Consider the following 12,843-nt stretch of genomic DNA (forward strand, 5'->3'; position numbering starts at 1 on the left):
CTTTTAATTGACCTGGCGTTGTTGAACGGAAAAGAGTGAATAAACGATCGTAAACGCCACTAAGTAAGAGCAATACGTCCAACCGATATTCCAACCGTTTCCATATAAGATCCATTTCAATTTTACGAGGATCCATTCTGCGAAGGTGATTCCCAGACTACAAAAGAAAATGACGAAAATGGGCGACCAAGTCCGGCGTTCGATGAAATAAACGAGAAAAATCCCCCATACCGGATACAGGCCCAGGTTAAAAGGAAGGGTCGAGAAGGATTCGTTTGCATCCGTAATCGGCTTCGCGATCCAAAAGCCGTATCTGACAAAGATATCGTTAAATAAAAATGCAATCAACGAACCGATCGGCCCAACGCGAAGACATAAGTTCCGTTTATTAGGAACCGGAATTAACGCCAAGCATAGCCAGGGAATAATAAACCCGATAATCCAGTTGATGACCATGACTAGCACCTCTACTTGTCTGCTCATTTTAGAATCAGTATTCACTTGGCAGCCGCTGTTGAAACGATGAAAGCGCAGGGCTGCGTTAGCCGCGATTTTCTCGCTATGTCGTAGGCCCCCTGCTCGTGGACATCCGCGCGGAATTGGCTGTATGATTCCGACTCCATCCCCTGTCGATTTTATATAAAAAAACGACAGCCTTTAAAGGCTGCCGCACGTGCGAACGGTTTTCGATGCCAGGCAGACATGCGCACTGGGACTAACCTCTTAGCGCCTTCGGCAAATCCGCCGGAACCTCTATTAGCTGATTTTCTGCTGCTGCTCGAGCGCCCGCAGAATCAGGGCTGCCGCTTCGGCGCGGGACGCCAGATACGCGGGCCGAAGCAGCCCGCCGCTGCCCTGCAGCAAGCCCTTCTTCACCGCCCAGGTGATCGCTGGCTTCGCCCAGGCGGGAATGCGGGCGACGTCGGCGTAGCCTTGAAGCGGATCCCCGACTTGCGTCACACCGCTTGATTCGTCTTCGCCTCCGAATGCGCGCTGGATCATGGCAGCCATTTCGGCTCGGGTAATTGGGTCGTTCGGACGGAATCGCCCGTCCGCGCCCTGCACGATGCCGGCTGCAGCCGCCTTTTGCACCGCCTCCGCATACCAGGCGCTAGGGAGAACATCGGTGAAGCTTGCTCCATTTGCGATAAGCGCCGCCTTGCTTGAATCTTGGGACAGCAGCGACAGGACCAGCTTCGCGAACTCCGCCCGCGTCACTTGTCCGTTCGGCCGGAAGGTGCCGTCCGGGAAGCCCGTCAGGATGCCGCGTGCCGCCAATACTTCTACCGCGGCGCGGCTCCAATGGCCGGCCAGATCGGCGAAGCTCGGCAGCGCCAGCAGCACTGCATACGTACCGGGCTCGCGAATGTCCGCGGACACCGAACCCGCCGCATTGTGGACAATCCCGCTCGCGTAGGTCCATGTTTTTCCGTCCCATTTGTAAATACCCAATTTGCGATTGTCCTCTTGTCCCAGCTTGGCGGCGTCGTAGACGATCGTGATCCGAACGTACGCTTCAGGCTGTCCGTCCGGCTCCGGACGCCAGTCGAAGACGTCCGATACAAGCCGCAGCCGCGAATCCGTCGGTATGGTAGCGATCGTAGGCTTCGTTCCGACGATCTGCTTGGCTCCGCCCATCGCCGTTCCCTTCGGCAGCAAGAGCTTGAATTTGCCGCCGAAGAAGCTCAATTCGCCGCCATCCGCAGGAACGTTCAGGCGCTCTGCCGATGCATTCGTCGTCGGACCGCCAGGGGAACCCGTTCCCGGATCGGTTGCGCCGCGCACGATCTTGACGAACACGGATTGCTGCGGCGATCGGTTGCCCGCGTCGTCCACCGTCCACAGACGCACCTCATACTCTGTATTCGCGGCGAGTCCGACGATCGTGTATGCATTCGTGCCTGCCGGCACCAGTATCGCATCGCCTGCAAAAGCTTCGCCGATTTTCGTCCACTGCAGCTTCACGCCTGCCAGGTCCGCATCCCCGGGTGCCGTCCAGGTCAGCTTGGCAGCGCCGTCTCCGGCAACCGCGAAGACATTCGTCGCTTCGGCCGGCGGGACGATATCGAGCGCCGCGGGCTGCGACATTCCGGTGCTCGCGACTGTCGTCGCCACGCTGGAGTTACCCGCCGCGTCGTAGGCTCTCGCTTCGAACGTGTAGCGCGTGCCTTCACGAAGTCCACCGATCCGGGCATAACGTTGACCTGACGGGACCTCGAGCTCGATCGCTGATTCGGAAGACCCCTCCACGCGATAAGAGACGACGATTCGGTTAAGATCCGGATCCTCGGGCAGCCGCCAAGACACAATCGCTTGCGAGACGTCCGTGCCGACGTTCAGACCTTCGACCGCCAGAGGCGGCGTTTTATCCGATGCCGTGACCGTTACCGTATTTTCGTACGTTTCTCCCAGAGCCACGCCTGCATAGCTGCGCACGTTTCTGTCGACGTAAACGCCATAGGCGCCTCCGACCGTTAACGGTTCCGTCGGCGTAAAGCGCACGACTGCCGATGCCATACCGTCTTGGATCTGCACAGGATCGACCAGATGCCAGGTGCCCGCTACATCGGCGGAAGCGTCGGTGTCGATAATGGCGAGCAGCGAGCCAATTGCGGATGCTTCCGCGATCGGACGATCGAACCGGATGTCGACATAAGCGCCTCCCGGTGCCGCTTCGACCTTGATCGGCTTCGCGGGCAGCGTGGAGATCATCGCCACGTTGACGTCGAAATGAGGCGGCAGCACGGTCAGCACTTCGCTTTCCGCCGCGAGATAGCCCGGCTTCGTGAAACGCACCTTCCATTTTCCTTCAGGCACGTCCCAAGCATAGCGGCCGTCGGTATCCGTGGCGAGCGGGTTTTGCTGTCCGTACCAATCCGCGTTCCAAACTTCCCATCGGTTCGCGGCTTCATTCCAGAACAACGCGGTCGCTTCCACGCCCTCGATGCGCTTGTTCTCCGTCACCTCGTACGCAAAGCCGCTAGGATCGTAGATCCAGGTCGGATCCGCGAGCTTTTTCTTCGGATTCTCGTCCTTGATCTTGCACTCGGCGACGATCTGCCTGGCGAACCGCGCGATCTCCCCGCCCAGTTGTGCATCCATGACTTTGCCTGCCGCGTTCGAGGCGATAAATAATACGATCGTTCCGACGCCGAACGTCGTCGGCCCCGCGACGACCGATGCCAGCGCGATGCCCTGCTTGATGAGCTCTACGCCGATCAGCCGGTTTTTCAGATGGTTGACGTAATCCAGGCGAATCGGAGCGATGTCCGGCGGGCAGTTATCTTCGATGGCGGTCATGATGCGTTCGAGCTGCTGCAGCGTATCTTCGCTGTCGCGACCGTCATAGATGCTGTAGGCCGCGTCAATCGCCGTCCAGGTCGTTTCGCCGGCTTTGGACTCGAGCGCTAGCCCGATGCGCACGGCAATCGTCGAGACGGCCGAGTTGAGCGCCTTGACCGGCGCAGCCGATTTGCCGTTCGCCGTCTTCTCGCTTGCCGAGATGCCTTCGCCCAATACGGCCAGCACATCGCCGAGCGCGGGATTCGCCGATGCGAACCGATCCTCCGGCAGGTAGGCCGTCAACTCGTATTTTAGCTTGCCGTCCTTGAACGACTCCCCCATCTCAAAGCCGTAAAGCGGAACGCCCGTCTGCTGCTCAAGGGCAAGGTCCGCCGACGTCGGCGTATATGTCTTCCGTTCCATCTGCGCATCGATCCGAATCTGTGCGTCGCCGGAGGAGGCTGGCAGCACGCCCACATAAGACATCGTCTGCGCGCCGCTGCCGTCCGACTTGGGCGATACGTTCAACGATTCTTGACGCGCATCGCGGAACGGCGCGGACAATTGCTCGCGAATCTCTTCCGCCGGAGGCGGATCGCCTGCAAGGCTGTCGATCGACGACTTCGTCTCGTAGTCGAGTCCGATGGGACCGACCGCGCTGCTGCCGACGATCGCTCTGTATACGCCGTTTTCTTGCAAGCTTGCCGGATAGCGGACGCCCTTCACGACAAAGGCGACGTCGCTCGATTGTTCGGTCCGATTGAATCGCGCCTCGAGCACGATCGGGGACCTGGGATCAAGAACGTAAGGGAACTTCGCCTCTCCGTTGCGCGGATCAATGCTAACCGCCCGCCCGTCCGGCTGGGACAGCGTGAAGGAAACAGGCTCCGCGTAGTCGGCGTCATAGTGAACCGTCGAGCCGCGGCTGCTCCACGTACTGCCGTCTTCGCCCCGCGCCGTGGCGCGGATCGGCCATGTAGAGATCGGACCCGAGCCGGGCAGCGCGACGGAAGCCGACCACAAGCCGGCCGGGGAGGCTTCCGCCGAACCGACGATTCGGTCGCCGGCATACAGGGTAACCGCGCTGCCCGGGATCGCCGTACCGCCGATCTTGACGTTGCGCGCAGAGCTGTATGCGGGCGCCGTCAGCGTCACCGGCGCGATCGAAGCTTCGGCGCCGCCGAGCGGCTCGGCAACCGTACGTCCGCCGAGCGCGTAACGGATTTCCGGCGAGACCCTGAGCCGGATGTTCGAAGGCGACTCCGTCAGCTTCAGCTCGTATTGCAGTGTGCCGTTAGCGCCTCTGCCGAGGATGCCCAGCGGGACGGAATAACCGCCTGCTTCTTGCGTGGGTGTCACGGAGCGGCCTTGCCAGACGACGCTTCCTTCGACAAGCGTGGTCTCGGCAGGCACGTCCAGCGCGATCGCGCCTTCGCCAAGATCCCCCGTGCCGCCGTCCGAATAGGACAGCCGTACTTGTACGGTCGAGCCGGGGACCGGCTGACCGCTGCCGAGCAGCACGCCGTTGCCCGCCTGACCGGAAAAACGTCCTGGAACTTCCGTGCCGAGCGTGCCGAGATCCGTCGTCGCGCCAGGACCCGCCGAGAAGGTTCGCGTGATGATCGGACCGTTCGTCATCGCAACCTGCAGCTCGTAGTTTCCGGCAGCAGGCAGCTTTAAATCAAGCTGCGTGCCGGGAGAGGCGCCGTATGCAACGTACGATCTGCGCTGATCGGCATCGATGGCGTAAAGATAATAGTAAGCGGCTTTCGAGGACAGCCGCGCGGTCGCAGCAGCGCCGTCATTGATAAGACGAAGCTCAACCGACCCGCCGTTGTCTGCCCCGATCTGCGCAGCAGCGCAGGCTCTTCCGAATCCGCCTTCGATGCCGTCCGCACAAATCGTGACCTTTTGGCCCGGTTCTGCCGAGATAAAGAATGGATTTTGGCTATTCAGAATAGCATGACTCGACGAAATGTGGAAATGGATAAATTCGCGCCAATCCAGCGTGTAAGGACCCGTCCACGCTTCGCCCGCCGCGCCCGTGAACAGATTGACTCGAACCCACGCAGGAACCGTTTGCTTAAAGACGATATCCGCATGCTGGAGACCTGTCACAGCGTCTAAGTAGGTCGTCCCGGAGACGATGCCGTTCACGATCGTCGCTTGAAGCATGTTTCGGCCAGCAGGAATATCAAGCTTGTAATGCCCTTCTTCGTCAGTAACTGATGCAAAGCTCAATCCAGCTTGATGGGCCGCGACTGTCGCTCCGGCTACGGGATTGCCGTTTGAATCGGTTACAGTGCCTTCGACCGTCGCTTCGGTAATCGGCCGGAAATCGAAGGCAACTGGATTTGAGCCGCTTAAAGCTTTAAAGGTTTTCGTTTGGGGCGCAAATCTGGCGTCTCTCGGCGTGGCGGTTACGGTCAACGTACGTCCCACCGCACCCGCAATAGGCGGCGTCACGAGATCGTTGCCGGTCCATTCGCGTTCAACGAGGACATCGCCATTCTCGTTCGCGACCGTTATGCCTGCATTCATCTTTAAGCCGTTCGATACGGTTGCGCCTACGCGCAGCTTGGCAGGCGCAACGACCGCGGCGCTCGCCTCCTTGCGTTCGCCGGGGCCGATTGTCATAGCGGGCGGCCTTCCCGAGCTTAGCAGGTCGAATCCGTCCGCGTCGACCAGCAGCAGCCTATAGTCTTCCGCAGGCGGCAATCCCTTTAATAGGGTGACGCCGTTGGACGATAATCTGACATAGGCGTATGCGCCGGCGGTCGCGCTGCTGATACCCAACTGAGCGTCCTGGAGAAGAGCGGACTCTCCGCTAACGTCGATAACCGCCGTGCCTCCGACCGGTATCGGGGCTCTCAGCAGCTCTCTCTCCGCATTGCTGCCTGATAAATTCACGGACGCCTTGAGCGAGGTCAACTGCCGGGCTTCATCCGGTACGACAAAGAATCCTCTGTAAGAGCCCGCCTCCGTCTGTTCCGCAAGCTTGATCTCGGCCGTACGGACTGCGCCGGTCGTATCTTCGTAAGTAAGCACTGCCTTGGCATTGGCGCCAGCCGGCCCGGAAAGCGTCAATTGACCGTTGTCCCCGTGACCCGCATATTGGCGAAGATAGAGCGGCAGCGCGTACGAAGCTTTGGCGATCGTGACGCCGCCCGTCGTGACGCTCTTTTCAACGGAATAAGCCGTTTCGTCGCCCGTCGCGCCGACGGCTCGAACCGCATAGGTATACGTCTGTCCGAATGCGGCAGTCTTGTCGATAAACGAACGGGCTTGCGGATCGGACAACGTGGCGAGGGTCGACCATCCCCCGCCTCCTGTGCTGCGCACGACCCGCAGCGCGACGATCCCCTCGCTTGTCGAAGGCGGATTGCCCCAGGCCAGCGTTACCTCCGCGCCCTTCGCCGTCAGCGTCAGATCGGCCAACGAGCCTGCCTGGTCCGGCAGCGTCCGCACGGGTGCGGATGGGCCGTTCGACGTTGAGGCGCCGTCCGCGTTGACCGCTTCTATTTTAAATAGGTAATCGGTGTCGGCCGTCAAACCGGAGACGACCGCTTCCGTCGTACCGCTTGGCACTTGCGCCGGCTGCGGTCCGCCGAGCACCCGGTACCCGTTGTCCGCGCCTTCCGCGGCCGTCCAGCTCAGCTTGACGCTAGTCTTGCCGACCTCCGACGCCGTCGCCGAGCTGCCGGCAGGCCATGTCGCCGCAGGAGAAGCGCCCTGGATCCGCTGCACGTACAGACCGTGCGATCCGCTCTCCGAGCCGCGAACCAGATTCTTCACCTCGCTTGCAAAGGCAAGTCTCGTACCGTCGCCGCTAAGCGCCCCCTCCCCCGAGTCGTTATCGATCGACACCGAAGGATCGTAGGGCAGACTGACGAGCGAGGTTTTCCCCTGGTTCAGATCCCGTACGTACAGCTTGGAATACGAATCCGTATAGCCGGAAACGAGACCCGCTGCAGCGGAATCAAACAAGACGTACCGGCCGTCCCCGCTAATATCGAGCGCCGTACCTACCGCCGCCTTCCCGCTAGCCCCGTCGGCCAAACTTACGAGCTTGCGAGCGCTGCCCGCATCCGCCGCCTCGTCGTCATATACGTACGCGCCTGCTAGCGTCTGCGCATCCGTCGAAGTTGCAACGGAATAAACGACATGTTTTCCGTTGTCGTCGATCGCAATGGTCTCTCCGATCGCGACGTTTCCGGGAACCGCCGCCGATACGCGGACCAGACGATTCGTCCCCGGTATATACAGATAGACGTCGCCGCTATTCGCCGGGTCGCCCTGCTGCAGCGATTGGTCCGAAAAGAAGGCCATCGCCGAGCCGTCCCGGTTCAAGACCATGTCGGACGACACCGGACTTGCGCCGCCCGGCAACAGCAGCGGTTCCAGCTTCCGCGAGTCCAGCTTATAGCGGACGGTATACGCTTTGCCTTGCTCCGGCGAATAGTCGGTAAGGTTGGTCGCTTCCGTCTTGAAAACGACGGTGCTGCCGTCGTCGCTGATCGCCGGATCGGTGCTGGGTCCGTTCGCTTCCCCGCCGTCGGACGTGACGCTGAGCTTGGTCATGTTCGCGGCCGCCGGATCGTATGCGCCGTCGGCGCTATAGCCCCGGTCAAGCAGGAAAACATCGTTAAGGCCGTTGTCCGGTCCAGACGTCGGCGCGCTCATGAGGTTATACGCGGCGGATGCGAACACGATGTAACGACCGTCCCCGCTCATGCTTCCGGAGATCGACGCTTGATTGCCGGAAATGCCGGCGCCCGTCCGGCTCACCAGTTGGGTGCTGCCCAGCACGGCATCGTATACGAATACGTCCGTAGTGTCGTTGTAATCGCCGCGATCGATGAGTTTGCCCGATTCCGAGGCAAACAACGTGTAACGCCCATCGTCGCTCATATCCAGCACGCGGCTGCTTGGGTCGTCGACCGGCAAGCCGTCCGCAAGGCTCGTGTCGATTCGCACGATCGACCGGCCTGCAGGCAAAGTAACGCTGGTCCAGGCTGTCAGGGCCGCGCACTCGTCCCGCTGGCAAAAGCGGTTCGCGATTTCGTACGTTTGCCCGTTTTCGAGATTGGTGGCGATGCCGCCGAGCGCACGTTCCGTGAGGATCGGACCCTGACGGTATTGACCGCCTGGCTTGCGCCAGACCACCCGCGCGCCGTCGAAGGCGCTCTGCGGCGGATAAGACCAGCTCGCGGATGCGCCTCCGATCAGAGGCGTAACGGACGGCGCGGGCAGCGTGTCCGCGAGCGCTGTTACAGCCTGAACGGACTTGCCGTTATTGGCCGCCGTTGCAGAGACCTGATAGCCGAAACCCGAAAAAAGCAGCAAACCGGACAGGCCTGCCGCCAATAGTCGATTTGCTGTGCGAAACCGATGCGTTAGACGATTGGACAATGATATCCTTCTCCTTTGCGACCATAGACGATTGTTACTAGATTAAGGAAAAATGCCATTCTATGCTAGTGACATCAGGCGTGCATGATCCATTTCGTACCTAGTCGCAAAGTTGCATTTTATCTCTGTATTCACGCTCTATTCGACATCAGTCGTTTTTCCGTTCAACATGGGCCGTCCTGAACCCCCCTCTAATGTTGAAGCAGCAAGCTGAAACGAAGCCGAAATAGAAAAACAGGACGGAGCAGAGGAATTCCCCGCTTCGTCCCGTTTGCGTTATTGGTCTATAGCTGCATCTCGATCAGGCGATGCGCAAGGCAAAGACAGTCCCATAGTAGACCGGCCCGGGCGCCAATCGCGGCAAAGAAACGCTGTACAACGTTACATGGCTGGACCTAGCTGCTAATCGTGAAGAAGTAACGCCGTACAACGTTACATGGCTGGACCTAGCTGCTAATCGCGACGAAGTAACGCCGTACAACGTTACATGGCTGGACCTAGCTGCCAATCGTGAAGAAGAAACGCTGTACAACGTTAAATGGCCGGACCTAGCGCCTAATCGTGACGAAGTAACGCCGTACAACGTTACTTGGCTAGACAGCGGCACAATCCTTGGCGAAGTGATGCTGCCCAGCGCCACTTGGCTCGAACCGGCGCCAGCCGAGGCAAAGCAACCTTTCAAGGCAGCCCCCTCAGCTGATATTTTTCAACTCTTTAATTACTGAGCCGTATACCCGCCGTCGATCAACAGCGCCTGCCCCGTGATGCCTCTCGCCGCTTCGCCCGACAAATAAAACGCGAGCTCCGCGACCTCGTTTACGTCGATCAGCCTCCGCTGCGGCACAAGGGGAAGAAGCACCTTCTCCAAGGCTTCTTCTTCCCTGACGCCGTGCAGTCTGGCAAGGTCCGCGAGCTGGTTGCGAACGAGCGTCGTATCAACGTATCCGGGGCACAGCGCGTTTACGGTAATGCCGTCCGTCGCCGTTTCCAGCGCCACGACTTTGGTCAAGCCGATGACGCCGTGCTTGGCGCTGTTGTAGGCGGCTTTGCCGGCAAAGCCGACAACGCCGTTTATCGATGCAATATTGATGATTCTGCCGAAGCTTCTGGCCCGCATCCCGGGAACGACGTGTTTAATGAGCATAAAAGGCGCCGTGAGCATGATGCGGATCATGCGCTCGAACGTTTCCGTCGGGAAGGACTCGATCGGGGAGACGAACTGCATGCCCGCATTGTTGATCAGCACGTCGACGCCGCCCCATCGGTCTTCGGCGATTCGCACAGCCAGCTCGATCTCGTCCTCGCTGGTGACGTCCAGGCGCATGCCATGAACATCGAGTCCCGATTCCGTCAGCCCGGCAGCGGACTGGATCGCGGCCGCCTCGTTCAGGTCCGTCAACACGACGGTCGCGCCGGCGATCGCGAATCGCCGCCCGATCTCGTAGCCGATGCCTTGGGCCGCCCCCGTCACCAATACGACTCGCTTGTCGGTCATCTCGCTTCCTCCTTTTTAATAAGCGTGCAGAAGCAATTGCTCCGATATCAGAAGCTGCGCGCCGGTCGAAGCTGCAATCTCCTCGGACGTGAACCCGTTCGCAGTCTCAATCAACACCAGCCCATTCTGCGCGACGTCGATGACGGCACGGTCGGTGATGATCCGGTGGACGACCGCCTGGCCCGTCAGAGGCAGCGTGCATTGCTCGACGATTTTCGGCTTGCCGTCCTTGCTTACATGCTCCATGACGACGACGATTCGCTTGGCGCCGTGAACCAGGTCCATCGCGCCGCCCATCCCTTTGATCATCTTGCCCGGTATCGTCCAGTTGGCCAGATCGCCCGTAGCGGACACTTCCATGCCGCCCAGGATCGCCAGATCGATATGGCCGCCGCGAATCATGGCAAAGGAAGCCGCGCTGTCGAAATAAGCGGCGCCCGTAACGGCAGTCACGGTTTCCTTGCCTGCGTTGATCAAATCCGGGTCGACCTGCGACGGCTGCGGATAAGGGCCGATTCCGAGCAAGCCGTTTTCGGACTGCAGCCAGACCTGTTTATGCTGCGGAATATAATTGGCCACAAGCGTAGGCATGCCGATGCCCAGATTGACGTAATAGCCGTCCGCGATCTCCCTCTCGGCCCTCACTGCGATTCGTTCGCGCGATGTTGCTGCAGTCATCGTATCCCTCCTCCGATTTAAGCTTGCTCTGCGACTGTCAGTCTTTCGATGCGCTTGCGCTGCTCGCCGATCGCGATCGAATGAACGAAAATGCCCGGCGTATGGATGCGGTCCGCATCTAGCTTGCCGGCTTGCACCAGCTTCTCCGTCTCGGCGATCGTGATGCGGCCTGCGGTCGCCATGATCGGATTAAAGTTTCTGGCCGTCTTGTTATAAACGAGATTGCCGCAAGTGTCCGCTTCCAAGGCGCGAATCAAGGCAAAATCCGCCGTCAACGACTGTTCGAGCAGATATGTTTTGCCGCCGAACTCGCGCGTTTCCTTGTGTTCCGCTAGCGGCGTCCCTACGCCCGCCGGCGTATAGAACGCGGGAATGCCGGCCCCGCCGGCCCTGATTTTCTCGGCCAACGTCCCTTGGGGCAGCAGCTCGACTTCGATCTCGCCGGACAATGCCTGACGCTCGAATTCTTTGTTTTCGCCTACATAAGAAGCGATGATCTTCCTGATCTGCTTGTTGCGAAGCAGCAGGCCGAGTCCCCAATCGTCGACGCCGCAATTGTTGGAGATGATCGTCAGATCCTTGACGCCGGTTTCGGACAGCGCGACGATCAGGTTCTCCGGAATGCCGACGAGCCCGAAGCCGCCGACCATGATCGAAGCGCCGTCCTCAATGGCCGCAACCGCTTCCACAAAAGATGGATGAATGATTTTCAATGGAGCCCGCCTCCTTTATCCGCTCTGGCCGCTGCGTTCCACGATGACCGCAATGCCTTGCCCGCCGCCGATGCAGAGCGCGGCCAAGCCGTACGTTGACTTGCGGCGATTCATCTCGTGGAGCAAGGTGACCAGCACTCTTGCCCCGCTCGCCCCGATCGGGTGTCCGAGCGCGATGGCGCCTCCGTTTACATTGACCTTGTCTTCGTCCAGATCGAAATGCCGGATGAAAGGGATCACTTGCGCGGCGAAAGCTTCGTTCACTTCAATCAGATCGATGTCGGAAATTTGCAGCTGCGCCTTCTGGAGCGCTTTCTCGACGGCCGCGATCGGTCCCGTCCCCATATAAGCCGGATCAACGCCGGCGACAGCGAAGGCACGGATGACGCCCAGCGGCCGGATGCCTTTTGCCGCTGCGCGCGCTTGGCTCATCAAGACGAGGGCGGCGGCGCCGTCATTGATGCCCGATGCGTTGCCGGCCGTGACCTGGCCATCGGGCTTGAACGCCGGCCGCAGCTTGGCAAGCGTACTCGGCGTCGTATCGGGACGAATATGTTCGTCTTGCTCCGCGACGAGCGACGGCTCCTTCTTGCCGGGTAACGCGACGCCTACGATCTCGTCGGCAAAAATGCCATTGCTGGCGGCGTTTCCGGCTTTACGCTGGCTTTCGAATGCCAATTCATCCAACTGCTCGCGCGTAAGCTCGTATTTCGCGCATAAATTCTCGGCCGTGATGCCCATGTGGTAATCGTTGACCGCGCACCATAGCCCGTCCTTGATCATGCTGTCGGTCAGCGTTCGATCGCCCATGACATAACCGGTCCGCGTGCCCTGGAGCAAATGCGGCGCCTGGCTCATATTTTCCATCCCGCCCGCGACGACGGCTTCGCAATCGCCCGTTTGAATGGAGCGGCTGGCCAGGTAGACGGACATCAGGCCGGAACCGCACACCTGATTGACGGTGGTCGCCGGCGTTTCGACAGGCACCCCTGCTTGCAGAGCCGCCTGCCTGGCCGGGTTTTGGCCGAGTCCGGCTTGAAGCACGTTGCCCATATAAACTTCGTCGACGATCGAAGCGGGTATTCCCGCCCGATCAATGGCCGAACGGATCGCGGCGGCGCCGAGCCGAACGGCGGGCACGTCCTTGAATATGCCGTTAAACCGTCCGATCGGCGTTCGGACAGCGCTTGCAATAATAACTTCGCGGTCGCTCATTCGAGGTCCACTCCTTTACACGGCTGTTGATTAAGCTTCTTATCCCTC

The 12,843-nt window shown here is 60.0% G+C and carries 6 protein-coding genes; all 6 read right to left on the reverse strand.

All coding sequences use genetic code 11. The annotated features are described in order from the left end of the window. Positions 1 to 3: 3 nt before the first annotated feature. The 6 genes from ACFOTD_RS18175 to ACFOTD_RS18200 all read right to left on the reverse strand — a co-directional run bounded on the left by ACFOTD_RS18175 (position 4) and on the right by ACFOTD_RS18200 (position 12,795). Positions 4 to 456: a CBO0543 family protein gene (locus ACFOTD_RS18175; protein ID WP_378121208.1), complete on the reverse strand. Its 453-nt coding sequence runs from the start codon at positions 454 to 456 to the stop codon at positions 4 to 6. Between the two features lie 300 nt (positions 457 to 756). After that, positions 757 to 8,694: an S-layer homology domain-containing protein gene (locus ACFOTD_RS18180; RefSeq protein ID WP_378121210.1), complete on the reverse strand. Its 7,938-nt coding sequence runs from the start codon at positions 8,692 to 8,694 to the stop codon at positions 757 to 759. A 718-nt stretch (positions 8,695 to 9,412) separates the two neighbouring features. Next, on the reverse strand, positions 9,413 to 10,189 hold the full coding sequence (locus ACFOTD_RS18185; protein WP_378121212.1) for a 3-hydroxybutyrate dehydrogenase: 777 nt from the start codon (positions 10,187 to 10,189) through the stop codon (positions 9,413 to 9,415). 15 nt (positions 10,190 to 10,204) lie between these two features. Continuing rightward, positions 10,205 to 10,867, reverse strand: a complete 663-nt coding sequence (locus tag ACFOTD_RS18190; protein ID WP_378121214.1) for a CoA transferase subunit B — start codon at positions 10,865 to 10,867, stop codon at positions 10,205 to 10,207. Positions 10,868 to 10,884: 17 nt separating this feature from the next. Then, entirely contained in the window at positions 10,885 to 11,580 is a 696-nt protein-coding gene (locus tag ACFOTD_RS18195) for a CoA transferase subunit A (protein WP_378121216.1), read from the reverse strand. A gap of 15 nt (positions 11,581 to 11,595) precedes the next feature. Continuing rightward, on the reverse strand, positions 11,596 to 12,795 hold the full coding sequence (locus ACFOTD_RS18200) for an acetyl-CoA C-acetyltransferase (RefSeq protein WP_378121218.1): 1,200 nt from the start codon (positions 12,793 to 12,795) through the stop codon (positions 11,596 to 11,598). Positions 12,796 to 12,843 lie beyond the last annotated feature (48 nt).

This window comes from Cohnella sp. GCM10012308, assembly GCF_042649185.1.
Lineage (GTDB): Bacteria > Bacillota > Bacilli > Paenibacillales > Paenibacillaceae > Cohnella.

Coding starts and splice junctions, on each gene's coding strand:
- ACFOTD_RS18175 (WP_378121208.1), bottom strand. CDS start 456: ATGGTCATCAACTGGATTATCGGGTTTATTATTCCCTGGCTATGCTTG.
- ACFOTD_RS18185 (WP_378121212.1), bottom strand. CDS start 10,189: ATGACCGACAAGCGAGTCGTATTGGTGACGGGGGCGGCCCAAGGCATC.
- ACFOTD_RS18190 (WP_378121214.1), bottom strand. CDS start 10,867: ATGACTGCAGCAACATCGCGCGAACGAATCGCAGTGAGGGCCGAGAGG.
- ACFOTD_RS18200 (WP_378121218.1), bottom strand. CDS start 12,795: ATGAGCGACCGCGAAGTTATTATTGCAAGCGCTGTCCGAACGCCGATC.